The sequence below is a fragment of the Photorhabdus sp. CRCIA-P01 genome, from assembly GCF_003545805.1.
GTDB classification, from domain to species: Bacteria; Pseudomonadota; Gammaproteobacteria; order Enterobacterales; family Enterobacteriaceae; genus Photorhabdus; species Photorhabdus antumapuensis.
Genome location: NZ_NMQR01000020.1, coordinates 55,051 through 80,588, shown reverse-complemented (window position 1 = coordinate 80,588; position 25,538 = coordinate 55,051). Strand labels below are relative to the sequence as shown.

Annotated in this window: 25 protein-coding genes, 1 tRNA gene and 2 pseudogenes; 16 read left to right on the top strand and 12 right to left on the bottom strand. The window is 40.6% G+C overall.

All coding sequences use genetic code 11. The features are described from left to right. Window positions 1-524 precede the first annotated feature (524 nt). From D3222_RS26000 to D3222_RS13470, 3 genes and pseudogenes are all read left to right on the top strand, one after another. Window positions 525-743: pseudogene (locus D3222_RS26000) on the top strand (RtcB family protein); the annotation flags it as partial. Between the two features lie 22 nt (window positions 744-765). Further along, entirely contained in the window at window positions 766-903 is a 138-nt protein-coding gene (locus tag D3222_RS25995; protein ID WP_232832516.1) for an RtcB family protein, read from the top strand. Window positions 904-908: 5 nt separating this feature from the next. Then, a complete protein-coding gene (locus D3222_RS13470; RefSeq protein WP_118986631.1) occupies window positions 909-1,739 on the top strand; it encodes a nucleotidyltransferase domain-containing protein in 831 nt (276 codons plus the stop codon). A 160-nt stretch (window positions 1,740-1,899) separates the two neighbouring features. Here the strand turns inward: D3222_RS13470 and D3222_RS13465 are convergent, their stop codons facing one another. The 8 genes from D3222_RS13465 to folD all read right to left on the bottom strand — a co-directional run bounded on the left by D3222_RS13465 (window position 1,900) and on the right by folD (window position 8,211). Continuing rightward, on the bottom strand, window positions 1,900-3,066 hold the full coding sequence (locus D3222_RS13465) for a glutathionylspermidine synthase family protein (protein ID WP_118986630.1): 1,167 nt from the start codon (window positions 3,064-3,066) through the stop codon (window positions 1,900-1,902). 118 nt (window positions 3,067-3,184) lie between these two features. Further along, a complete protein-coding gene (locus D3222_RS13460; protein ID WP_118986629.1) occupies window positions 3,185-4,066 on the bottom strand; it encodes a DUF1190 domain-containing protein in 882 nt (293 codons plus the stop codon). Window positions 4,067-4,078: 12 nt separating this feature from the next. After that, window positions 4,079-4,516 carry a DUF350 domain-containing protein gene (locus D3222_RS13455; protein ID WP_118986628.1) on the bottom strand — a complete coding sequence of 146 codons (438 nt, stop codon included), beginning with the start codon at window positions 4,514-4,516 and terminating at the stop codon, window positions 4,079-4,081. Further along, entirely contained in the window at window positions 4,517-5,179 is a 663-nt protein-coding gene (locus D3222_RS13450) for a YjfK family protein (RefSeq protein ID WP_118986627.1), read from the bottom strand. Between the two features lie 64 nt (window positions 5,180-5,243). Next, window positions 5,244-5,927, bottom strand: coding sequence for a PspA/IM30 family protein (locus D3222_RS13445; protein WP_118986626.1), 684 nt, complete (start codon window positions 5,925-5,927; stop codon window positions 5,244-5,246). 19 nt (window positions 5,928-5,946) lie between these two features. Then, window positions 5,947-6,333: a DUF2170 family protein gene (locus D3222_RS13440; protein WP_118986625.1), complete on the bottom strand. Its 387-nt coding sequence runs from the start codon at window positions 6,331-6,333 to the stop codon at window positions 5,947-5,949. Window positions 6,334-7,123: 790 nt separating this feature from the next. Further along, complete coding sequence (gene ybcJ / locus D3222_RS13435) at window positions 7,124-7,336, bottom strand: ribosome-associated protein YbcJ (protein ID WP_118986624.1); 213 nt, start codon at window positions 7,334-7,336, stop codon at window positions 7,124-7,126. Beyond that, window positions 7,336-8,211, bottom strand: a complete 876-nt coding sequence (gene folD, locus D3222_RS13430) for a bifunctional methylenetetrahydrofolate dehydrogenase/methenyltetrahydrofolate cyclohydrolase FolD (protein ID WP_118986623.1) — start codon at window positions 8,209-8,211, stop codon at window positions 7,336-7,338. Before folD ends, ybcJ begins: the two co-directional genes overlap by 1 nt. Window positions 8,212-8,407: 196 nt before the next feature. On the opposite strand from folD, the gene D3222_RS13425 reads away from it, so the two are divergent. From D3222_RS13425 to D3222_RS13410, 4 genes are all read left to right on the top strand, one after another. Next, window positions 8,408-8,484: transfer RNA gene (locus D3222_RS13425), tRNA-Arg, on the top strand. 165 nt (window positions 8,485-8,649) lie between these two features. After that, window positions 8,650-9,864, top strand: a complete 1,215-nt coding sequence (locus D3222_RS13420; RefSeq protein ID WP_118986622.1) for a tyrosine-type recombinase/integrase — start codon at window positions 8,650-8,652, stop codon at window positions 9,862-9,864. Window positions 9,865-9,923: 59 nt separating this feature from the next. After that, a complete protein-coding gene (locus D3222_RS13415) occupies window positions 9,924-10,757 on the top strand; it encodes a DUF6387 family protein (protein ID WP_118986621.1) in 834 nt (277 codons plus the stop codon). A 128-nt stretch (window positions 10,758-10,885) separates the two neighbouring features. Further along, on the top strand, window positions 10,886-11,077 hold the full coding sequence (locus tag D3222_RS13410; protein ID WP_049582920.1) for a helix-turn-helix transcriptional regulator: 192 nt from the start codon (window positions 10,886-10,888) through the stop codon (window positions 11,075-11,077). A 161-nt stretch (window positions 11,078-11,238) separates the two neighbouring features. Here D3222_RS13410 and D3222_RS25065 read toward each other — a convergent pair whose 3' ends face one another. After that, window positions 11,239-11,637 carry a hypothetical protein gene (locus D3222_RS25065; RefSeq protein ID WP_049582921.1) on the bottom strand — a complete coding sequence of 133 codons (399 nt, stop codon included), beginning with the start codon at window positions 11,635-11,637 and terminating at the stop codon, window positions 11,239-11,241. Between D3222_RS25065 and D3222_RS13405 the strand changes: the two genes are divergently transcribed. From D3222_RS13405 to D3222_RS13385, 7 genes are all read left to right on the top strand, one after another. Further along, entirely contained in the window at window positions 11,636-11,818 is a 183-nt protein-coding gene (locus D3222_RS13405; protein ID WP_049582922.1) for a hypothetical protein, read from the top strand. The genes D3222_RS25065 and D3222_RS13405 overlap by 2 nt on opposite strands. 10 nt (window positions 11,819-11,828) lie before the next feature. Beyond that, a complete protein-coding gene (locus tag D3222_RS13400; RefSeq protein WP_232832515.1) occupies window positions 11,829-14,240 on the top strand; it encodes a DUF5906 domain-containing protein in 2,412 nt (803 codons plus the stop codon). Between the two features lie 1,168 nt (window positions 14,241-15,408). Continuing rightward, entirely contained in the window at window positions 15,409-15,540 is a 132-nt protein-coding gene (locus D3222_RS26455) for a hypothetical protein (RefSeq protein ID WP_255417035.1), read from the top strand. Window positions 15,541-15,705: 165 nt separating this feature from the next. Continuing rightward, on the top strand, window positions 15,706-16,587 hold the full coding sequence (locus tag D3222_RS13395) for an integrase domain-containing protein (RefSeq protein ID WP_118986620.1): 882 nt from the start codon (window positions 15,706-15,708) through the stop codon (window positions 16,585-16,587). Continuing rightward, window positions 16,587-16,775: a helix-turn-helix transcriptional regulator gene (locus tag D3222_RS13390; RefSeq protein WP_049582925.1), complete on the top strand. Its 189-nt coding sequence runs from the start codon at window positions 16,587-16,589 to the stop codon at window positions 16,773-16,775. Before D3222_RS13395 ends, D3222_RS13390 begins: the two co-directional genes overlap by 1 nt. 54 nt (window positions 16,776-16,829) lie before the next feature. Beyond that, window positions 16,830-17,027, top strand: coding sequence for a hypothetical protein (locus D3222_RS25060; protein WP_139180571.1), 198 nt, complete (start codon window positions 16,830-16,832; stop codon window positions 17,025-17,027). A gap of 41 nt (window positions 17,028-17,068) precedes the next feature. Continuing rightward, complete coding sequence (locus D3222_RS13385) at window positions 17,069-17,332, top strand: helix-turn-helix domain-containing protein (RefSeq protein ID WP_049582926.1); 264 nt, start codon at window positions 17,069-17,071, stop codon at window positions 17,330-17,332. A gap of 294 nt (window positions 17,333-17,626) precedes the next feature. Here the strand turns inward: D3222_RS13385 and D3222_RS13380 are convergent, their stop codons facing one another. The 3 genes and pseudogenes from D3222_RS13380 to D3222_RS25985 form a co-directional block, all read right to left on the bottom strand. Beyond that, the gene (locus tag D3222_RS13380) at window positions 17,627-19,525 is read right to left on the bottom strand and encodes a UvrD-helicase domain-containing protein (protein ID WP_118986619.1); all 1,899 of its coding nucleotides are present in this window, start codon (window positions 19,523-19,525) and stop codon (window positions 17,627-17,629) included. Next, complete coding sequence (locus tag D3222_RS13375; protein ID WP_118986618.1) at window positions 19,507-21,732, bottom strand: ATP-dependent nuclease; 2,226 nt, start codon at window positions 21,730-21,732, stop codon at window positions 19,507-19,509. Before D3222_RS13375 ends, D3222_RS13380 begins: the two co-directional genes overlap by 19 nt. A gap of 531 nt (window positions 21,733-22,263) precedes the next feature. After that, window positions 22,264-22,353: pseudogene (locus D3222_RS25985) on the bottom strand (ATP-dependent helicase); the annotation flags it as partial. 272 nt (window positions 22,354-22,625) lie between these two features. Here D3222_RS25985 and D3222_RS13360 point away from each other — a divergent pair. Next, window positions 22,626-23,567 (top strand): hypothetical protein, encoded by a 942-nt coding sequence (locus D3222_RS13360; protein WP_118986617.1) that lies wholly within the window; start codon window positions 22,626-22,628, stop codon window positions 23,565-23,567. Between the two features lie 850 nt (window positions 23,568-24,417). Beyond that, window positions 24,418-25,527, top strand: coding sequence for an S-(hydroxymethyl)glutathione dehydrogenase/class III alcohol dehydrogenase (locus D3222_RS13355; RefSeq protein ID WP_118986616.1), 1,110 nt, complete (start codon window positions 24,418-24,420; stop codon window positions 25,525-25,527). Window positions 25,528-25,538: the final 11 nt, after the last annotated feature.

Here is a 25,538-nt window from a genome sequence, read left to right as displayed (position 1 = left end):
AATATATTAAAAGCAGACTCTTATTTTATTCTAACCGTGGAAATATTATTTCATCAAAAGATAATGTTACTCATTTAATAATTCATCATATAGATATGATAATTATCCACATATCATATACATCTATTTAAATAGTATATAAATGGACTATTACAACAATATCATAATATTAAATCATTTAATTGTTTTACATTTCCTTTACAATTATCAACACAACTTAAAACTATAATAAATTCATATATGCTTTTAAAAACACATTTTATATAGATTAGCATCACAATTTCAACATTACTCAACAAAATAATAAATCAAATAATTGCAATTACCATTAAACAGAATACTATATTAATAGTGAAATAAAATTTTTATTTACAATATTTTCCTAATGGTTCAAAAGAAGACCAAGATAAAAACAAATTCAAAAACATTGATTAAAAAGGAAAAATATTCGTTACTTTAAATGATAATAATAGTGACGGCTAAATAACCGGGAGAACAATGTGATAACAAACGATTACGAGTTGATGACCGCGCCAAACAGTGTACCAGTAAAAATGTGGACTTATGGTGTACTGGTAGAAGCGGAAGCTCGTGAACAACTGTTAAATACGGCAAAAATGCCTTTCATATTTAGCCAGTTAGCCGTTATGCCTGATGTACATCTTGGTAAAGGTTCAACCATCGGCAGTGTCATCCCAACTCGTGGGGCGATTATTCCAGCCGCGGTAGGCGTAGATAGAGGATCAAAAGCGTGCCACGGCGCACGTGGAATGCCGCAAGGACAGCGACGTCATTGATGAAATTCCGATGGCCTACAAAGACATTGAGGCCGTAATGGCCGCTCAGTCTTCACTAGTAGAAATCGTTCACACCCTGCGTCAAGTGGTTTGCGTAAAAGGATAATCAAGATGAAAGAGAAATTTGGTATCAGTGACATCATGAAGCAACACATATGCCAAAAACTGGAGCAACTTGAGACAGAGCTGCAAATACGAATACTCTACGCCTGTGAATCAGGTAGCCGCGGTTGGGGATTTGCCTCGACAAACAGTGATTACGATGTACGTTTTATTTATGTACATGCGCCATCATGGTACTTACGCGTCGATCCCTCTCGGGATGTCATTGAACTACCGATCAGCAACGAGCTGGATATCTGTGGTTGGGAACTGCGTAAAACTTTAGGGCTGCTGAAAAGAGCCAACCCGACACTGATGGAGTGGGCAGACTCACCGGTAATTTACTATGAAGACATGGAGTTTATGGCTGCACTACGTGCCCTATTACCAGACTATTTCTCCAACAACCGAGCACGATATCACTATCTGTCAATGGCAAAGAAAAACTTTCGTAGTTACCTGCAAGGCGAGAAAATTCGGCTGAAAAAATACCTTTATGTACTACGTCCATTGCTGGCGGTACGTTGGATCGAAGCGGGTAAAGGTATACCCCCGATGCGCTTCGACACCCTGCTGGCCGGAACTGTTGCAAACACGGCGCTGATACAGGAAATACAGACTCTGCTTGCCATCAAACGTAACGCTGACGAAACGGAATATAGCCCACGTTTTAAACGCATTCATAACTTTATCTGCCGCGAATTGGATGATTCAGTTACCCGCTGCGAACTCAAAGACAAAAAACACCTCCCAGATACCGAATTGGATCGACTTCTGATGTGCACAGTACTTCACAATAATAATAAAGAAGCAGGAGAATACATGTTAAAGAACGGGTGAAAAATCATACAAACATGATATTTCAGCAATAAAGCTGGATGTTTACTAAGAGCCAGAAAGCAGGGTCTTCCACCCTGCCCCAGAAATAAATATATCGATTCTCTATTTTAGGCTGAAAATTTACGCAGATGAAACAGATAGTTAGAATGTTATAGAATCATTAACCTACAATAATATGAGGTACAAATCGTGATGTATCCTTCGTGATCTTGCCAATATCTTCCCTGACCGATAGACCCGCGGGCGTATCATTAACGAGCCAACTACCGATAAGAACATGGCTATTACCGATCTTTGGCAATGGGGTGTACTGCTGCACAATGTAACCCTCCTCACCGTAAGGACCATCTACTTTTTCAACCACTTTGCCATCTTTATAAATACTAATATTCGCGCCCTCACGGCTGAATATCGGCTTCATAACATAATGAGTTAGGCGCTTGACTTTCGGATCATCGGCAAAATAAGCTTCAAGCAGATTTGGGTGTCCTGGAAACATCTCCCAAAGCAATGGCAAAATTGATTTATTCGAGGTGATGCATTTCCACATTGGCTCAAACCAGTTAACACCCGCAGTAACTAAGTGTTGAGCATATTCTTCACGAAACATGAACTCCCACGGGTACAACTTAAACATAGAGTCTATGATCTTATTATTACCATCCGTAAACTTACCACACTCGCTGAGCCCAATGTCTTCAATGTAGACAAACTCGGTATGAATACCGGCATCTTTGGCACAATCAGCCATGTAATCAACCGAACCCTTGTCTTCTTCCGTCCCCTTACAGCAGGCAAAATGAAGCGTGTTGAATGGTAAAAAAGGTTTTAGTTCACAGAAGCGATTAACAAGCAACTCCTGTAGCAAGTTGAACTGATCAGCGGTATGAGGCAATTCGCCATGGTTAACCTTATCTTCCAACCACAACCAGCTAAAAAAGCCATGTTCATAAACCGAGGTCGGCGTATCTGAGTTAATTTCCAATAACTTCGCCGGGTTTTTACCATCATAGGCAAAATCAAGACGACTATAGAGACTTGGATCTTTGCGCTGCCAGGATGCACGAACCAGTGACCATATTGCTTCTGGAATTTGGAATTTAGCCATCAATTCATCACTGTTAACCACTTGCTCTACCGCTTGAAGACTCAACTGATGGATTTCCGCTGTCGGCTCTTCAATCTGCTCTTCAATCTGCTTGAGAGTAAACTGGTAGTAACGGTCTTCCGTCCAGTACGGTTCATTATCAATTGTATGGAAACCAAACCCAAATTCTTTTGCTCGCGCTTTCCAATCATGGCGAGGTGTTGTTGGGATTTGAAGCATGATGTTAACCCTTAATCATTCTTAGTTGAATCTTGGCAAAAATCATCGCACAAGCGCTCAATGCGGCAATAATGGCTTTATACAAGGCACCGGCCTTCAAATTAAACGTCAGTGCCGGTTAACCACCCCAACTGTATTTAGCGGAAGATGTTGAACCAAAACCACCAGAAGACTTGGTGGTAACGATTGGCTTGCTATCGTAACCAGAATAACGGGAATCGCTGCTTTTAAACTTTTGTTCCTTTTCACGTATCAAGCGCTCTCGATACATTCTCTCTTTATGCTTACGCGCTGAGTAATCACCGATTTCATCAACGATCCCAGATGTAATATAAGCCGTTGAGCGGGGGCTCAGTATAGGGTTTATACCTGCAACGACATTTGTTCCACCTTGAGCAACTTCTCGTTTCTCAATTGGCAGGCGAACCATCTCCAGCGGATGCAAATAGCGTCGGTTCATCTCGTACTGGATATTGCCAATATCGGAATAGGCGCCAATAACCTTACCATCAGCGAAAAAAAGCTTGCCGTACAAGTCGCTATAACCTGATATCGAAGTAAATAGTGGCTGGTAGAACACATTGCGATACTTTTCAGCAATGTCGTACTTGTTAAACTGTTCTGGCTTCACCTCCGCCATCATAAAAGCGGCCATCTTCGGTCGATAACCCACTTGCCCCGGCATTGCTTCACACTCACCGTACTCAAGCTCACACATGGCTTTTTGGCGAAATTTTTGCGAAGTACGCTCCGCTTCGCGTAATGCCGCTTGGTATGTGGCTTCACATTGAGCAGCGATTGTATTCTTCGGATTATTCTGACAAGACGCCAAATCCTTATAAACATGAATTGGCAGCTCATCCGCCGATTGACCGCAACCAACGAGTGAACCAACACTGAGCACCAATGACGTGAATGAAAAACCACGCCAATATCTACGCTTACTCTCAATGTTAATGGCTGTGCTGCGCATTCTGCGCTTTTTATTCGCGTTCGTCATACAATCCCTAAATCAGTAAGTCATGCAGGCTGCATTTAAAAGACCAACAGAAATTGACACCGCTGCCAGCACAACCGCAGCAGGGATCTCATTATTCTCGATGCGGGATACAATCTTTGGCATCATAAATATGCGAACCATGAAGAAACCAGCAATCTGAGCCAACAGCGCAACAACACTCCACATCACGAAATCAATAACCCCCACAGAGTTGCTTGCCGCACTTGCAATGGCGATGCTATAACCGACTAGCGCACCACCAAGCGATATTGCAGCAGCGCTGTTCTTCTCCTCCTTAATAAGTTTCCACTCATCATGTGGCGTAATTATTGTGTAGATGAATTTAAAAACGATGAAAAAAACCAGCGCCAGACCAAAACACAAGCCAAAATTGCCTACACCATGCATAAATTGAGTGAAAGCCTGTTCTTCATTTTCCAATGTGATCATTTATGCCACCACCTTAAAATCAGTTTGGTTAAGTTGAATACCAGTGCTCAATACCATCAATCTATCCAGGTGACTCCCTACAACTTTTTCTTCTCCCACCACCTGAAGTTCTTCTGTTCTGTTATGAGCAACCTGACGCGTATACACCATCACAAACTGATCAGTTTCGGTTATGTGACCCTCTTTACTGTAAGTTTTCTCGGTAACAGCCACAGGCTTAATGTTGTCCCATAACTGAGAGAACTGGGTACCATCGAGATCATATCGCCTGCTTGGTGTAACGATACCGTTTTCAATCAGCGTATCCCATTGAGCTTGTGAATCGATCGGTTTAGTTTCGTAAAAGTACCACAAACTCACTTCCTTCACGCCGTCATCCCCCTCACCTTCTTGCAGCAGTTGAAGGTAACCTTCGTCATCGGTGTAATAACGAACCAAACGCACGTTATCACCTAAGTCGACAACACCAACGGAACATATAAGCTGGGTTGAAGCCGCATTTTCGATCGTTAGGTCAGACTCAATCAGTTTTAGCATCAACGGGTCTATCTCAAGTGCACCACCAATACGCAAACCTAATACTTCCGGCACCCTTGGAACAACAGGCACAACTGCCTTACCCCCGAATGCGTTCTTAAACGCATCTGCGATTTTGGAAAACATAGAATATCTCTTAATAGGAAGATCCCACGTTAAAAAGCAGGATCTCGATTTAACAACTCAGTATTTACTTGCCAAGAATACGAGCAAGTTCATCTTCTGCGGATGCAGAGTTTGAAGTTATGCCTGCCTCTTTAAGCTTTTTATCCAGATCGCTAGAAGTCATACTATCGTGGAGCTCTTGCTGAGCCTCGAACTGAGCCGCTTTCTCAGCCTGACGCGACTTGATACGCTCAAGGGAATCAAGGGCGGTGGATGTTTTTGAAGAAGCGCCAACGACAGAGCTTTGAGTCGCGGCCTGAGCTTTCTGCACCTGTTCAGTTGCCTTAACCAAATCAACTTGGTTCTCAAGCTGAGACACCTTCTTTTTCGCCTCTTGTACATTGTGTCGGTGTGTCGTTTCAGCCTTCTGGAACGATTCAAACAACCCTTGTTCTCTTTCCAGTTCGTCACGCAAGGTAGCAACTTTCCGAGCACACTCCAGAGCAAGCCCATTGTCACCTTTAGCCGCAGCAGAACGAGCATAACCCTCGTACTCTGCGATACTGTTTTTGATATCCGCAACCCTTTTCTCTGCCATTTTTCGTTTAGCAATAATGCTCACCAAGCTTTCATCCGCACGGCGGATTTCTGCTTTTGCTTCACGGATCTCCTGATCAAGAATCGTCAATGCATTGCCATCAGCAACAGCTTCTGCCGCGTTATTTACCGTGCCTTTGATTGCTTTAAAAAGCTTTTTCCATACGTTCATTAATATTTCCCTTATACTGTTATTTTAGGAATTCAGAATACGCATCAAGAAGTTCAGTGATGTTGGCAAACAACGTAGAGACTTCGATAACAACGCTTTCCTGTTTTGATTCCGATGACAATGAACCAAAAGCGGTATAGTAAGATTGACCATCGACTTTCGTTATTCCAACTGAAGTCAGAGGAATCATCTTGTGCGTTTCTAAAATAAACTGATTTAAGGAAGCGGGATCTAAAACATTCTCTTCCGAAAACAGTAATGCTTCCACTGTAATTTGTCTGCCACAAATAGCCAGATGTGCTTTAATTCCATCTTCGTTAGTCATTGCAAGACATTCACCTATTTGCTCTACAGTCCAGTTGTTACCAGATTCATTAAGCGCTTTAATCACTTGATTTAATTCCAAACTATCTACTCCACTGGTTTATTTTATCATTAAAATCAGTATATTAAGTTTAAATTATCATCAGATTAAACATTTTTCAATAAATATTGAATTAAAAACGCGCAACACCTTAAATACTGCATATTCACCGAACAGGATTAAAATTTTATACCATTTGCTAAGTGACCTTTTAATACTTAAATACCACCGGCACAGAACACCATAAGAGAGCTTACATGTAAAACTCAACCCGCTGGATGATTAAAACCACGCTTATACTAAGGTTGATTACCTACAGCTTAAACGTATAACCGTGGATAAGATAAATAGAGAATTACGGGGTAAAATAAGAATTTCCAGTAAAATCAACTTAGGTTAATGAAAGTATCCATTTTGGTTATCCATTTATTCAAGCTAATATCGAAGCTAAAATATCTTTCATCATCCCGTTTATTTCCGACATAAAAAAGCTTTTCTACTTATTAGCGCTTTCTACATTTACCAGAGATTAACTTGTACATTAAGTTTAAGGTTTGATTCTTATTTACCATCATAACCTTTTTACATTTTCATTATTTTTCATCGAGATACTTTTTAACGACAGATACTTCAGTTGACTAACAGCAATAACCTATCGGATTTATCCAAAGGTATTCAACCTATAAATCCCTAAATCAAATCAAGCTTAATCGCGCTTTAACCCACTTTCCAAACATACCGATTAAACACTTTTTCAGTCAGCCTCAGTCAAAAAGCGAGGACTTTACCTGCAATCTGCGGCTCCCTTCATTTTTAAGGGAGCCCATTTTAATCATTCTTTAATGTGAACAGATTTACCATTAAAGGTAACAACCTGCCCGGTTATAGCTTTATAACGTTTACGGGTTTCTATCTGACCATTCACTTCAACCAGACCTTCAGCAATAACCGCTTTAGCGCTAGCGCCGCTTTCACTCCACCCTTGAAACTTCAACAGATCACACAGCGCCACATGAGGATGGCCTTCTAAATAAAAAATTTCCATTAACAACCTTCAATTTTTTCCACATCGTGGTATTCCTCGCAGGCTTGCAAGGTATTCTGGATAAGTGTAGCAACTGTCATTGGGCCAACCCCCCCTGGAACCGGAGAGATCCAGCTTGCCCGCTCTGATGCGGTTTCAAAATCAACATCACCAATGACTTTTCCATCTTCCAGGCGATTAATTCCGACATCAATAACAATAGCGCCGGGTTTAACCCACTCACCAGGAATAAAGTTTGGTTTACCAACAGCCACAATAAGCAAATCCGCGTGCTCCACATGGTAGCGCAAATCTTTAGTAAAACGATGAGTCACCGTGGTGGTACAGCCAGCCAGTAACAATTCCAGGCTCATTGGGCGACCAACAATATTTGAAGCGCCGATAATGACCGCATTCAGCCCATAAGTGTTAATTCCGCAACGCTCAAGCAACGTTGCGATACCGCGCGGAGTACAGGGACGCAGCTTTGGAGCACGTTGACACAAGCGACCAATATTATAGGGATGGAAGCCATCAACATCCTTATCAGGCTGGATACGTTCCAGAACTTTGACGTTATCAATACCGGCAGGTAAAGGGAGCTGAACTAAAATTCCATCAATTTCTGAATCATTATTAAGCTGATCGATAAGATTCAACAACTCTGCTTCGCTGGTAGTATCTGGCAGGTCATAGGAACGGGAAACAAACCCGACTTCCTCACAGGCACGGCGTTTGCTTGCGACATAAATTTGAGAAGCTGGGTTTTCGCCGACTAACACAACGGCAAGACCAGGAGCGCGTCTACCTGCTGCAACACGTTGCTGAACACGTACTGCGACTTCACTTCTGATTGTCTGCGCAATCGTTTTCCCGTCAATAATTTTTGCTGGCATGTACGAATAAATCCATAAATCAAACATTGGGATACAGCCTATTTTGTCAGAACATGAACGTGCTGTCAGTTTTATTGATAATCAGAAAATAGCCAGATGAAGATTTATAAACAGAAAAGCCATTGACTCAAAGGTTTGTCACCGTATAATCTCTCCCCGCATCAGAGCATTACCGATGCAGCTCATCTCCCAAGATGCGCCCTTAGCTCAGCTGGATAGAGCAACGGCCTTCTAAGCCGTAGGTCACAGGTTCGAATCCTGTAGGGCGTGCCATCCCCAAGTCTCCAAACGTCTTTTAAAGTCCACAAATTCCTTAAGAAACAAAGAAAAACAAGAAACTACAATCTATTGATGTCTACTAAGGTATGTTGAAATCTACAGATCTTTGGGGGCATAATCGGGGGCATTGTTAGGTTCAATCAAAATAGATGCCCCCAAATGAAGTTGACAGTCAGACAGATAGAGACAGCGAAGCCCAAAGACAAATCGTACAAACTCTCCGATGGTGGGGGCATGTACTTAGAAATTTTCCCGAATGGTTCCAAATGTTGGCGGTTAAAATATCGTTTTGCTGGCAAAGAAAAGCGATTGGCATTTGGTACTTATCCCACCGTAACTTTGGCAGAAGCCAGAAACAAAAGAGAAGACGCCAAGAAAATATTGGCAAATGGCGATGATCCGGGGCTGGTCAAAAGACAGGAAAAAAGGGAAAAGGCTCTCATCGTAAATAACAGCTTTGAAAAAATTGCCCTTGAATGGCACGCCTACAAGCTCCCTAACTGGTCAAAGGGATATGCAGAAGACCTTTTAGAAGGCTTCACAAAAGATATTTTTCCTTTCATTGGCAAACACGCCATCACCGATATCAAACCTTTAGACATGCTCACAGTCCTGCGTAAAATGGAACAACGCGGCGTTCTCGATAAGTTGAAAAAGATCAGGCAGGCATGTAATCAAGTTTTCAGATACGCAATTGTCACGGGAAGAGCAGAATATAATCCTATTGCTGAATTGGCTGGCGCATTAGCAACACCGAAAGCCAAGCATTTCCCACATTTGAATGTTGATGAATTACCCGCATTCTTACAAGCATTGTCCTTCTACAGCGGAAGTAAAATTACTCAAATCGCGACCAAATTACTTTTGCTTACAGGATTGAGAACCATAGAATTGCGCGCTTCTACTTGGACAGAAATTGATTTTGATAAAGCAATTTGGGAAATCCCTCAAGAGCGCATGAAAATGCGTAGACCTCATATCGTCCCGCTTTCTGAGCAGGCTTTAGCTTTGTTGAAAGAATTAGCAGCGATCACAGGTCGATTTAACTTTGTTTTTCATGGACGGAATGATGCAAGTAAGCCAATGAGTGAAGCTGCCATTAATCAGGTTCTTAAACGCATTGGTTATGATGGCAGAGCAACAGGCCACGGATTTCGCCATACCATGAGTACAATTTTACATGAACAGGGCTATAACACTGCATGGATTGAAACACAGCTTGCACATGTTGATAAGAACAGTATCAGAGGAACATACAATCACGCCCAATATTTGGATGGTCGCAGGGAAATGCTGCAATGGTATGCTGACTATATGGATATGTTGGAGCGAGGTGAAAATGTGCTGATCGGAAAATTTGGTAAAAGAGCGTAGTGGATAGGTTCCATATGTTAATCTGTATCAACTGAACATTTTAGGATGGTTTTTAAACAATGCTGATGGATGAATATTACTGTTTAAATTGGTTTGATATCGAGAAATATGAAAAATATGTTCATTCTTTAAACCATGAACAATGGTTTCTGGCTTTGCAAATACGGCATGAATATTGGAATTTTCCCGCAAAAATAAAAGAACTACGTTCTTTCTATAAGGAAAATAACTATAAGTCAGATATTATTGATGACAAGGTTGAAAAATATAATCAATTTATCAATGATATTGAAATTAAAACTGTTTTATCTCTTGATTATTTGAATTCTAATAAAGAATTTCTTCGTGAATATATGGAGTTGCCATTACATACGATGAGTGATGTTGATCTCCAACTTGCCGCCCATCAGCATTCCATTGGTGATTTATCATCTGATGAATTCATACATAAGGTTCTCATTGAGAAAGATGAAAATTATGTTAATGACAACGTCCTTATTTATAAAGGAACCGAAGATAGCCGTCCTGAATGGTATCTTAGTGTTAATCTGGCTGCAAAAGATGATGTACTTTATCAGGCATTCAAACAATTTTTAGCTGAAGAAAGACGAAAAAAGAAGATCTTCCCAAGGAAAGATATCTCTGAGGCTGAGATTAAGAAATTTATTAATCTTAGATTACTACAGTACCTTGATTTGATTATCTACTGTTCAGCTAAAAATATAGTGATAAGTAACGTTGTTTTTGCTCAAATACTTTATCCAGATATTTATGATACTAATCCAATAGATCGACTGAGAAAAACCATGCCGTCTCTGGCTAAAGAAGTGATGGAAGGTGATTGGCTTGTTGCATCGGAACTTAAATTGTCTCTTGTGAATAGGGTAAAATGATTTTTCTATGGAGTGGAAATATCACATTTTCATTCCAACTGAAATTTTTTTTATTTCATGACTCGTTTAATCTAATTATTTGCAATTAAATAGCTCTGTAGACGTTAAAAAATTACAGGAGTTATTTTATGCAGCACAATCTTATTCGCTTATCTGAAGTTAAACTCCGTACTGGATATAGCCGTGCATGGATTTACCGTCTGATTAGTGAAAAGCGTTTTCCTCAACCAATTAAACTTGGTAAACGTTCGATTGCGTTTGTGGAACATGAAATTGATGAATGGATTAACCAACGTATTACTAAATCCCGTAGTAATTAAATATTTTAATAGATAATTTCATCTGTCTTTTCCATAATAGGAAAAAACGATCAACAGAATGATAAATAAAAAATAGGGGCAATGCCCCTTGTTATCATATTTGTGAAAAAATGAATATGTAATTTTTTAATAAACACAGGGCAAAGAAAGGTGAAATTTATTCAGTTTTTGGATTCTATACCACGTTTGTCTAATTCACGTCTCAATAAGCGTTTTATCCAACCCGATTTGTTATCATCGCCATCTTCTTTCATAGCAATTGCTAAACGCTCAGATAGTTCTTTATCCAGACGTAGCTGGACAACATGGCGTTCTTTGTTTTCTTTGGTTGACATTGTCAACTCCCATGATTTAATCTGTGAAAATGTTGACAATGTACACCATTGCTTGACTTTAAGTAAAGCAAAGCCCGGAAGTGCTACCAACACTACCGAGCTTCTAACCACGACATTATCGGAACTAATGCTATGGCTGACATACAGCATACCCAAACTCGCCCTAAATTTACATGTTTTGATGTACTTGTTAGCCTTAAGGTTATCTTTCAGGAGGTACATCATGCGTAAGCAGCCTATTTCGCTGGCTCAAGCCATGCATCGAGCTTGTCTGGCAGTTTCTTTATTCTACGTCATTCTCGAAAAAGCCAAAAATGAGTGCTCAATCGACTTAAATAACCTGATTGCGCTGGCATGCGATATCAATCAGGAAGTTTATCACGCGCTTCTAGGCGGCGGTTTATAAGGAATAAATCATGAGCCACACATCTTTATATGGATCTAACGTTCGTCAAAAACCGCTCGATCTTATCCAGGCTGTGAAAAAATCTGCAATGTATTATTGGGAAAGTCTGCTGCCTGCTTGTGGCATTGATATTCCGGCAAAGGGTAAACATGGTGCTTGCCCTATATGCGGAGGTACTGATCGTTTCCACTTTATCGATGATCACCATAATGGCAACTGGCATTGTCGCCAGTGTGACGAACTAAAGTACGGCGATGGTTTAGATTTAGTGGCAAGAACCAAAGGGATCTCTATTACTGAGGCGGCAAAAATCGTTGCGGATGCACTGGCATTGCCTTTGCCAGAACCTAAGCCAGCCAGTGAAACCACTTATACAACACCGTCGATTACCGAAAAAGTGGCGGCACTGATGGCGAAATCAGTCAGCGGACATTCTCAATATCTGACCAAAAAAGGGCTGGAATGCCCCAATCAGCGATTGTTTGAAGATGGCTCCTTATTACTGGTCTTGCAGACATTAGATGGAACGGTAGCAGGGGCGCAGCTCATCAAGCCGGATGGCGAGAAAAAATTACTGTTTGGTAGTAAAAAGAGAGGCTCCTTTATCTCCCTATCAGTATTGGAAGAACAACCTGACACGGTACTCATTACAGAAGGTTACGCCACGGCACTTACTGTCAGTCAGTTATATAAAGGTGTGGTACTGGCCGCACTAGATGAGGGCAATTTATTTTCTGTTGCAAAAACCGTTCGGGAACGTTGGCCGGACGTGAAAATCATTATGGCAGCGGATAATGACTGGCACCTCCCCGGCGAGTTGGATAAGAACGGTAAGCCGAAAGTGAATGGCGGCAAGATCTCAGCAGAAAAAGCCGCCCTTGCGGTTAAAGGATGGGTCACATTACCACCGGATACCATTAAAGCCGATTGGGACGATTACCGACAACAAAACGGTGTAGAAATGGCAAAACAAGCGTTTTATCAGGAACTTTATCAGCCGGAAGCAGTGAAAGAAAAACCAGTAAATAAATCGAATAATGATAAACCTGTTAAACCGACATTATGCCAGATGGGAGCCAGCCAACGCGGGGAAGTATTACTGGAACGTTATAATGGTGATTTGGCATTGGATGGTGCTTCGGAAACAGTTCATCGCTATGACGGTATTATCTGGCGCCCGATCAGTGACCGCGACTTAATGCGGGAAATGGTGTCTGCTTTCATTGAAGCAAAAGAGCCATATTCTCCCAATGGGATTCGCTCTGCTGTAGATGCTCTGAAATTACAACTTCCCATGATGTTACCGCCAGAACGTCATTTAATCGGATTCAGTAATGGAGTGTTTGACCTGAAAACGTGCCAGTTCCGGCCTCATAACAAAAATGACTGGTTGCTGCTTGCCAGTGATGTGGAGTTCAAAACCCCTGTTTCGGGAGAAAACATGAAAGACCATGCTCCACATTTTTGGCGCTGGCTCAATCGGGCAACGGCTAATTGTGAGAACAAATCTGATCGGGTACTGGCAGCGCTGTTTATGGTATTAGCGAACCGTTACGACTGGCAGCTTTTTCTAGAAGTGACCGGAGTCGGAGGCAGTGGCAAAAGCATCTTTGCTGAAATCTGCTCCATGCTGGCAGGTAAAGGCAATACTGTTTCTGCAAGTATGGCCGCACTGGAAAACCCACGGGAACGAGCGTTGATTGTGGGGTATTCGCTGATTATCCTGCCAGACCAGACTCGCTATGTGGGTGATGGCTCTGGCATTAAGGCGATTACGGGCGGTGACGAAGTTGCCATTGATCCGAAACATAAACAGCCCTATTCAACCCGTATTCCTGCTGTAGTACTGGCGGTGAATAATAATGCCATGAGTTTCAGTGATCGTAGTGGTGGTATGTCACGGCGTCGGGTAATTTTTAACTTTTCCGAAGTCATACCGGAGCATGAGCGCGATCCATTTCTACGAGGCAAAATAACCGCTGAATTGTCTGTGATTATCCAGCACTTACTTCATCGATTTGCTGATCCGAAAGAAGCGAGACGTTTACTGGCAGAGCAACAAAAATCCGAAGAGGCATTAGATATCAAACGTGGAACAGATCCACTGGTCGATGTTTGCGGTTATCTGATTGCTTCCAATGAAGCTGATGGCATGTTAATCGGTAATGCGGAAATTATGCCGTTTAATCCCTGTAAGTATCTCTATCACGCCTACCTTGCTTATATGAAAGGCAATAATTTGAATAAACCCGTTTCTGTTACCCGATTTGGTATGGATATGCCGGGCGCATTGGCAGAGTACGGTCTGCCTTATCTACGTAAGAAAAGCAAACAGGGTATTCGCAGCAATATGAACCTGAATATTGAAACTGCCAATGAATGGATGCCAAAACTGACAAGGAATAGCCAGCCAGAAGAGTAATTTTTTCTATATCTACCACCTATCTAAATAAAACTTAAAAAAGTATTCATAACTGTTCACCCTTTGATTAAAGATAGATATATCAAGATCTCTCAGGGTGAATAATTATTTTTTAAGTATTCATAAGTCTTCACTCTGTTCACCTTTTTCTGATCCTTGGTGAAGGCTTGTATGAAGAGTGATGATGAGTTTGATTTTAAGTTGTCACCATTTAATTGATTGAATTTAAATAAAAATAATTCATGATGAATAGGGTGAACAGTTTTATCCATAATTCTTTAATAGTGTGGGGTTAGGTAAAAATGGCTTTTCTGGCTGGCATAGTGTTTTTCAAAATCTCTGGTTTGTCTGGTTAATGTATTAGCCAGACAAACCAGAGAAGACAAGCATAGCGCGTCAGCCAGAAAACGCCCATGTCATAGTCATCAATAAGCTGATTTCGTCAGCATATCTAATCAACAGTCTAACTAACTGATTAAATTATCTGTTCCCTATTGCTACGTGTTAAATCCTGCGCTAACCTTGCCGTACTTAATCGCTGTCATCGACAGCCGCCAATGTTTCCGAGGGATCTGTGAGGAAACGCTTTCGAGTGATCCGCTATTGCTGCCATTGACAGCACTCAATGCTTCTAAAAGGTCTGTGAAGAAGCGCTTTCGAGCGACCATACCTAAAATTCTCCCTGATCTGAAAAGAGAAGGCCGTCAGATACCATGAGGCTGATAACCCCACTTATCCTTTGAGAGCGGGGATCGCGAAATGAAAGCGATAAAGGTGCACTTATACATTTGACTCACTCACGGGGGTTGTTTATCCCGGAGGAAAAGAGTTCTTCTTATACCCAGGAGTCAGACAGGACAGCTTTACTTGCCTTTCGCTCCAATGAGATTAAGCCACATGTTTAACCTCATTTCACTTCACGTAAGCTAAAGCACCCGGTTTGCTTGGCTCACACCTTAACTAACCGCTGCCTGAGTTATCAGGCGGTCAGCGGGATTATTTCTCAATATCAGCATATTGCGACAGTTTTACACTGCTATGGTCAGTACTTTGCTATGCCATCAGGCATCAGCAAACACCTACCCTACTTCTATTTATTAGCCCCAATGTTTAGGCGTCACTTTTTGCCGGTTTACCGCTGAAAGTGACGCCGCAGCAAAAGAACAACATGACTATTACAGGCTCATGCCTGTTTAACAGCGCAGTGAATCTGACACTGCTATTTGAGATCAAAAAAACATCAAAAGGAAAACTTGACGATATCGAGGCTGGTTTTTTGCCAGTGGGGATGACCTGTTAATACAGGCGGCAGTACAGCGTACTCAACCGATACCCCTCAATACCTCAACCCGCGTTCACTCTGGCGCACAGATATCCGTCAAGGACAAAGCAGGCATTTCCTGTTTTGTCAGCACTGTCGCGCGCCAGAGATTGCATGTTGTCAGGTATAAGTAGGGAGAAGCCGATGAGCCGATTGATTAAGGAATTAAAATTTTTCGCCCGGCAGGGTGGCGGCAGCCATAAAACCTGCCATGCCCGTATTCAGATTGCGGAGCGTTTGGGCGCGTTGTTATTGAGACTGAATATTCAGGTTAAAAGTCTCTGCTATCTAAAAGCCAAGCATGTAGAGCATTACGTTGATGCCCGTTTATCTCAGGGCGTTGCTAAACGAACGGTGCAGAATGAAATGTCCGCGCTGCGTAATATCTTCCGCATGGCAGGCAGGGAAAAACTGGAAACCTCTCCGCGTTTGAGTAATCAGGCATTAGGATTAGGTGGTGCCAGCCGAGCCGGAACGAAGCAAGCGATCCCTGATGCCATGTTTCAGGTTGTTTATCAGAAGGCACTTAAACGTGATGCAGGATTTGCAGTCACATTAAAACTTGCTCGCTTGATGGGGTTACGTTCTCAGGAAGCTGTGCAATGTAGTGCTTCATTGAAAAGCTGGCAGAAGCAGTTAGAGCAGCCGGAGCCAAAACTTCATATTGTTTTCGGTACAAAAGGTAGCCGACCAAGGCAAACTCGTGTGTTGAATGTTGCTGCGGTGAAAGAGGCTGTAGAACATGCAATTGCCATTGCAGAGCAACGTAACGGCAGGTTGATTGATAAACCGGATCTCAAACAGGCCATGAACTACTGGAGGACACATACCACAAGGATTGGTTTAAAAGGTTGTCATTCTCCCCATAGTTTACGGTATGCGTGGGCGCAAGGTGCACTAAGTTTTTACCAACAAAATGGCTTTAGTCGTCAGGAAGCACGGGCACTGGTTTCAATGGATTTGGGACATGGTGATGGCCGCGGGCGTTATGTTGAGCGGATTTATAGCCAAGGGAAGGATGAATAATGACAAAAGTTAAAACACTTTCTCTGGCACAAGTAATGCAAAAAACTCGTTTATCAAAACAGTGGTTTTATCAGTTAATGCAACAAGGAAATTTTCCTCAGCCAGTCAGGACGAAAATTGGAGTTGATATATGGCAAGAAAAAGTCATTGCCGACTGGCTTGCTATTGATGAAGGCAATACGGAGTAGGCGATTATTTAACGGTTCTGATTGATATAGTTGTTGAACTTAATAGTTCGGTTATTGAGTCAGATAATACAATCGGTTAAAGTAACTGAACCATTGGCAAAATCCAATGGTCAAGGCGTCGCGGTCTTGCGTTCACGGGCACTGGTAAATAATCTTTTTGCCAGTGTGCCTGCTATCGTCCCTCAATGGCGGTTCAGGCAGGGAAGGCTTTGCCTTGCCGGAAGTGAACGCCGGTCCGCGAACCCTGTTTGAATCGCCACCACCAATATTGATTAATGGAAGGGATAGCAGGAATGACTAGCGTTAGAAATGACTGGCATCAAGCCGATATTATCGCTGCATTACGTAAGCGTGGTACAACCTTAGCGGCTGTTTCTCGTGAAGCGGGACTCAGTTCATCTACGCTGGCAAATACATTAAGTCGTCCATGGCCGAAAGGTGAGTGGATTATTGCAGACTATCTCGGAATACACCCTTCGGAAATTTGGCCTAGTCGGTATTTTGATATGGATGGTCAGCTTATTGAACGGACAATTCGCAAAGTTTCTACTGAATAGTTTTATTCCAGTGAAATAAGCCATGAGATAAAATGATATTACCAGGCGGATTCGACTAATAAGTGCAATTTTTCAGAAAGGTGGTCAGTTGCTATAATATAACGTCTTTCCCGCCATAGCTTATATCAACTGACCGAAACAGAAAGATACAGATTTTTTAGTTTAAAGACAGATTTTCACAATACACTATCACTAAGCAACTTAATCAGAATGTTTATCTTTATCAATTAATTTTGAATGATAAATTCAAATGGATATTAATTGTGCTATATATTTTTATTCATTTCTTTCTCATCAAATTTTAATGACATTTTCAGCCCCAAACCAATGTCTTGCCTGTGCAAGAGTTGCATCTGATGGATCACGAAAATACACTGCTAGACTTTCTTTTGCACGTGTACAACAAACATAAAATAACTTTTGCGTCCTTAATCGGACAGATTCTGTACCACTTTTTTCAAAAAGATGGTTAAAATTATATTTATTCCATCCTCCTGAATCTAAAACGACCAGTACTCGATCAAACTCTCTTCCTTTAATTTTATGCTGAGTTGAAAATGCAGTACGCCCTTCCAGATATTCGTAAAGTTTTTGAAAAGATACATATTTAACATTAATGAGTCTATTAAAAAGATACTCTTTCCTTTGAGCAAAATTGTGAAATCGGTCGTCTTTAATACAAAGTTTATGCGTATGAGCAAAATTAATAACATCAATAATAGGACAATCTTTCATCGAGCAAATAGTTTCTATACACTCTTTCAAACGTACTTTATCACTGACATGCTTGAGTTGGAATTCTGTTTTTCGCAAGAAATCGTTGTACCGTCTCTGCTCATAAAGATGGATAATTGCTTGTATTTTGAAGATATGTTTAATAAAGTCACACTGTTGTGCTCCTTTTCGTCGGACGTCATCTTCACTAAGCTTGTTATCATCGATAAGTTGATCTTTGTTGACATACATATGTCTAAATAGATGAAAATTATTCTTCTTTGCCTCATCAAATAAATCAGGGTGAGTATCAATAAACTTTTGCATCTGAGGTGTTGGGCTGACAGCGTTCAGTCCTTTGTTCGTTTTACCTCTTCGGATCTCATCAATGACTTCACCGAATGTTAATTCGCTATATTTATTGAAATCATCATGCTTTGTGATAAATTTCACGATTCGATCTCGAAAATCTAGTATACCATCTTTGTCATATATTTCCATTAGATCCCCAAAGCCTGCTTGAGGTGCAATGAGATTGTGAGTCAAATTAAGTTCTTTAGTTTCGAGTACATCATCAAAATTCCAATTTAGATGATTACGAACAGAATCCAGTTTATCTATTTTTCCGGAAGAATAATAGAAACATATATTACCCTTTTTAATTATACCATTATTCATATTGGGCGCGTTTTGATCATCAGAATAATGTTGTATTAAGCTATCATCACGAAGTTTATTTGCTAGTTCATAAATGAGTTGTGGGTTACGGCGGTTCTGCTCTTTTTGTACTTCTTTTACTATACCGTTATTAATGTAATTTTGAATTGTTCCAACTCCCTCATCATAGATGGATTGCATGCTGTCACCAAAGAAGCCACATATTCCTTTGCGAGAGCTTAAGGGAAGGAAATCGAGAAGAATATTTATAACGTCAGGAGATGTATCTTGGTACTCATCAACTAGAATATAGCGGAACTTATCTCTTAAAATATCCCGAATTTTCGGGTATTCTTCAAAAATACTTCGTGCAAGAATTATGACTTCATCATGAGAAATAATTCCTTGTTCTAAAATTCTGAATTCTTTGTATTCTATAAACTTTCCATCGAACATATCTTTAGATACAATTGTATTATTCGGTTTAATCTGGGGATCTTCCCCGTCCATCAATTTGATTAGAGCATTGCGCAGTTCTTTTTGGTAGAGCTTAATTACGTTCCATAAAAAATCGTGAATTGTGCTGACTGAAAGCCGCCTACTAGAAATACGAGATTCTATCTCTTTGACAGCAGCGTTAGTATAGGTAATACATGCAATAAATGAGCATGGATCAATCCTCAGAAGTTCGCCTATAACCTGAACTAAAGAATAGGTTTTACCACTTCCAGCCCCTCCGCTTAAGAGAAAATTTTTTCCTTCGTCAATATGTTTGAGTATATTGACTACCTCAGGTTCTAATTTCAATCCGCTTTGATCCATGTAAGCCCCTCATCAATATATTGTGGCGTTTCCCAATTGCTGAATTCTAAGTCGAATTCCTTCGACTTCCTGGCAGAATTTTTCTTTGTAACTGTAGTGGATTGGCTATTAAGAAGGATCTCAATAGCGAATGACGGTTTTTTGGTAATACCCTTTTCTGCCATCTCAAAAGGAGAACCACCGTTAAGATATTGTGTTAGATGCGTCTTAGCTAGGCTTGGAAATTTTGTCTTGCCAATATCACCACTCCCATCGCAGGCACCACCCATGAATTGCCGATTAACATGAAGAAAAGCATCCTCAAAACTACGAGCATGGTAAGCTGCACTATCTACATTAGTTTCTAAAATCTGATAGACACACATGATTTGCCCAGCGGGATTACTTCCCCATTTGTTGGTAGCTTTATTTTTATGGACTCTTTTTTCCTCACTTTTCAATTCAAGAAAATAGTTGAGTTTGGGACCTACATTGAAAAAGAACTGAAGAGCTTTGTTTGTAGTATGCGTCGCGCCCGTTACCTCATGAGCGCATAGATCTTTAATAGGATGGCCCTCCTTATTTATTTTAGATTGCCCATCTTTTGCGGTACGGTTCTGTTCCATCGCTGAATCAATATCTGTAATGATGAGGGTTTTTATCCCAATAAAATCTAAGAAAATTTCGAAAATTTGTGAGTGTGCGCCAACTTCAACTACTGAGATATTTTGAGAAAGCAAAGGTACTGGGGACTGAATACCTGTTTCCCAAGACTCTGCTTCATCGGATTGATCTTTTTTTCGCATCATAGCAGGTAGTAATATTCGTTCTGTCTCACCTTCTACAAGGATTGCCTTATCTGCGAAAAAAAGCTGTGATCGGTGAATTGTCAGATATTGTTTAAGAAACTTGTAATGCTCATTATGTCCAGCATTATTATAATATGTTTCTAGATCCTTAAGGTTTTTGGAGTACGTCCCTCCACTGCCTCTCTTGAAGTACCGGATATCTTCGAAATCAGATTCAGTAACGATATGAGCAGAATGCGTAGATATAATTGTCTGTAATGGCCTCGTGATACCATCAGTATTAGTTATAACCTCGCCTAGCAATTTTTTGATATTTTTTATGAATGTAGCTTGCATTTGTGGGTGAGTATGAGCCTCGGGTTCTTCGATAAATAGCAAATTTATGTCTGCGGGCTTTGGAGACTTGCTTCGCTTAAACTCATTTAGAATAATTTTAATATCGAAGATCATACTAATTAAATTCAAGTAGCCTAACCCGTTAAAATTTTCGGGCAAGACATAATCCCCTTTTCCTTGCCCGTACATTACTGTGGTGTTTCCCTCTAGTAGTTCACGATGCTGCAAGGTTGACTTGATTTGAATTTGAGTATCACCCTCTCTGATACCACCAAATATCCTGACATCATCAATAATGTCTTTGAAAAGATCAGCATAGATGTTATCTAGCTGTCCGTCTGTATTGTTTAGTGCCTCCTTGAAATCGTCAAAAACATCTTCCTCATCGGCATTGTTTAAAATTGCTGAATAAATTTTTGCTGACATAGTCGATAAGCTTCGGTCTGAATCTTTGTTTGATACAGACCGTCGAGCATTAATATGCTTGAAGGAAATGATATCTTCGAAACGAATTCCTTCTTTGATTAGATCGACGTAATAATCCTCTTGGGCTGTTTGTGATACATAATCAAATTGGATACTTCTACGTGCAAGCTTAAAGTAGCGGCTATGGTTTTCTCGAAGAAAATCAAGTGCGGATTGGGCTTTCACACCTTTTTTCTTGCAGTGAGCTATATAGTCTCGTTTGAGAAAATTAAGGTTCTCTGGAGAAAGTTGGTATAGGAAGTCCAGAACGATCCAGTTATTCTCGGGGTCAAGATCCATAATTATCTTGTTCCCGACATTAGCAAGATCGTCATCCTCTTCATACTTGATGAACAATCGAAGTGACACACCAAGAAAAGGCTCAGTAGGAATTATATCATTTTCAATGAGTTTAACGAGGTCTTTTTGAAAGTCAATGTTGAAATCGTCCAACTCAAAATGCGGATTTTTGCTACTAAGGAAGCGTTCAAGTGCCAGAAGTAGTGATGTTTTTCCTGAGTTATTTTTGCCGACGATAATTGAAATATACTCTTCAAGGTCAACCTGAAGATTTTTCAGTGAACGGAAATTTTTAATTTGAAGTTTAGTTAATTTCACAACATAGCTCTGAAAATATTTTTCCAAATGCTTAATGTTAATCGAACATACTAAAGATACAAGCTAACTGGTACTGTTTATAGAGGAATCACGCAAATTCATTTGGGGGCATTACAGGGGGAATGCAAGATAATTGAACTAAATAAAACCATTCAAAAACAACAAAATAATTCACTTTATCGAATCCTGTAGGAAATCAAAGAGTTACATAAAGAAAAACAAACCCGCCAATAGCAGCGGGTCAAGTAACGGGTCAAGTTAGTTATTCTGTGTTTTATCTTTTCTAACCCACTCCTCATATGTTGTTTCCGGCCATCCTAAGAAAATTCCGCTTGGAGTTCTCTCTGGTTTGGGAAACTCATTCCGCTTCGCATACATTCGCTAAAGTGTGGGTTTGTTCTTTCCCGTCAGCTTGCACATCTCTTTCAGATCAATATCCGGTCGTCACTATATTATTCCTGACATAATAATTTTGGTTGCTATTTTAGTAGGATGAATAATCTTACCAATCACACCTCACATCCGATAAATTCATATTCTCTTTTCCATTGCTTCTAATAAAATATCCTGTATTTCACGTTTTGAATTGTGCTGTTCCATCACCATTTCATCCATTGTGTCAATCGAGGTCTAAAAAGTCACAAGTAAAACTTATTGTTATTTAATAATTACTTAACAAACAAATAAATATTTCTCTTTCTTAACAGCTTTGTAAAAAATAAAGTAAATTTTACCTACTAACTAAATTATTTCAATACTAATAACAACGCAGGATCCAATGCCGAAAAATTCATACATTCAATTAGAAGATATTTAAAATCTATTTCATTTCACATTTTATTTTGTTATTAATTATAGAATCGGAGACTTATAGTAATAGAGGATTTCTTCGTATGACTGGTCGTCGCATAGCTTACGCTTATTATGATCCTAACTGGGATAAACGTATTCATGGTATTGCTCAGCTTGTACGTAATGAGGTTGAGCCTCTTGATTATCAGTTAGTTATGAAGGAGCACTTGATTTGCCCCCAATGCTACGAGCCTCTTATAAGAGTACCTTTGGATCCTGAATCTTCTGTTATGTCTGATGGGCGTCACGCTCTTTTCAGACATCTCCCAACTCAAGATGCACCTTTCTGCCTTCTAAGAAGTGGTGCTGTTACTGGCAAACGGTACTCAAGTGAGGAAGAAGCCAAGAAAGCGATTGAGGATGAGGAACTGATCGTTATCGATGGGTTTATGCAGGAGAGGCCCGAAAACAATCCCCGTCAACCTTATGATGGTGACGAAGAACCGCTTGAGACACACTTCGAAAGCAAAGACGGGCGAATAGTTGACGTTCCTGTATCAAGACATAATGGCCAAACTTTTAAACTCCCAAGCAAAATAACAAGTGTTCAATCTCTCTGTGCCAACTTCAGAAATAATTATTATAGAGAGATCTTTGTTGTTGATGAAACCGGATATTCTAATCGTTACCTTTTTTGCGATTCATTGAAAGATGTTAACGATATACACAATGAAGTTGAAATCCCAAACTTCTATTTTGGTGAAATAACGAAGATAGATAAACACACTAATCATTCTACAGTTTGGTTAAAACTTAATACTCCGAAACATTATGCAGATTTCAGAGTTAGAGTCTGGAATAAAGTCGCTGAGCCCAGAAGAATAGTTTCAGGGAGAGCAGAAAATCGTATCATTGTTTTTTATGCCTCTATTACTTCCGTTGGGACTGGATATTGGACAAAAGAGCTTAATTGGGGAGAAGTTGCACTTTTACCAGGCAAGTATAAAAATTTTCTTTTAACAAATTACCGGAATAGAACATGAATATCGACTTTTTAGAGAACATAGCAGATATTTACCATTTGAGTGATGTCTAAGCGGGCCGTCCATAACATATGCAAGATTAGGATGAGCATGAATAGCGAAATCCTCCAAAGTTTTACCGCTATCAAGGGCTTCATTGATAATGATAGTTTTATTTTAAAACTATTTATATAATAAATTTATGCAACTCAGTAAGCTACTAATATAACAAAGAGTTAAGCTATACAATTAATTTAGTCCTCAAAGTATATTAAAACATCTGGCAATACCTACTGATAACTGAAGTATTTGATGAGTAAAAGTGAGAGCATTCCACATCCATCCCCTTTTTTAATGGCCAGGGTTCGCTGTTTGGATGTAGAACCTTAGATTTTAGGAATGTGTGTTGGATATGAAAGTGGAAAATGGAGAGATACCCAACTTGCTGAACATGCAATGGAGTAGTTACCTGAATTCGCTTTAAAATATAATGAATTAATAAACTTAGGGGGCGGATTCGACTATTATGACATTACAAGAAGTTGGAAAGATGAGTCTTAAAAACTCAGGTGGATTTATTGCTAGAATCTAATTTAGTTATATGGATGGCGACGGTGAAAAGCATTTAAGTAATAAAGGTAATGATATTAATCTTGGAGCAACAAAAACTGCTGACCCAGGTGATCTTGGTGTTCCTGATGGATAAGTTATCTTAAAACACGTATTAATGTTAAAATTTTTGTATCATTCCTACAGATGCGAAGTCATTTTCTTAACAAATTATTACAAAGATATCTTCGCTGACAACTCGATTGACTTTATTAATCTGTATTCGCAAACGCGTAGCACTGTCTATTCAAAAGGAGAGCTTATGAAATCAAGAGCTGCTGTTGCATTCGGACCAGGCCACCCCCTTGAAATTATTGAAATCGATGTAGCCCCGCCCCAAGCCGGTGAAGTGTTGGTCAAAATCAGTCATACCGGCGTGTGTCATACGGATGCCTTCACCCTGTCAGGGGATGATCCAGAGGGCGTTTTTCCTGTCATACTCGGGCATGAAGGCGCAGGTGTAGTCATTGAGGTTGGCGAAGGCGTCACCAGCGTCAAACCCGGTGACCATGTTATCCCTCTTTATACCGCAGAATGCGGAGAGTGCCTGTTCTGCAAATCAGGAAAAACCAACTTGTGTGTGGCTGTACGGGCAACTCAGGGGAAAGGGGTAATGCCGGACGGCACAACCCGTTTTTCCTATAAAGGACAGCCTATTTATCATTATATGGGGTGCTCCACATTCAGCGAATACACAGTCGTAGCCGAAGTATCATTGGCAAAAATCAACCCCGAAGCAAATCATGAAGAAGTGTGCCTACTGGGCTGTGGTGTCACTACCGGCATTGGAGCAGTGCACAATACCGCTAAAGTGCAGCCTGATGACTCTGTTGCCATCTTTGGGCTCGGCGGAATTGGCCTTGCCGTGATCCAAGGAGCTCGTCAGGCAAAAGCTGGCAGGATCATTGCCATCGATACAAATCCGGCAAAATTTGAGCTGGCAAGACAGTTCGGTGCAACCGACTGCCTGAACCCAAATGATCACGACAAACCTATCCAGCAAGTTATTATCGAGATGACGGAATGGGGAGTGGATCACACCTTCGAGTGTATTGGTAATGTCAATGTTATGCGTGCCGCGCTCGAAAGTGCGCACCGTGGCTGGGGGCAATCAGTGATTATTGGTGTGGCTGGTGCTGGTCAGGAAATATCAACCCGACCATTCCAACTGGTCACTGGCCGTTCGTGGCGAGGCACTGCTTTTGGCGGTGTTAAAGGCCGCAGTCAGTTGCCCAAAATGGTGGAAGAGGCAATGCAAGGTGAAATTGAATTAAAACCTTTTGTTACTCACACTTTACCGCTTGAGCTCATCAATGAAGCATTCGAACTGATGCATCAGGGAAAATCGATTCGCACAGTTATCCATTACTAAGGTTTTGCGGG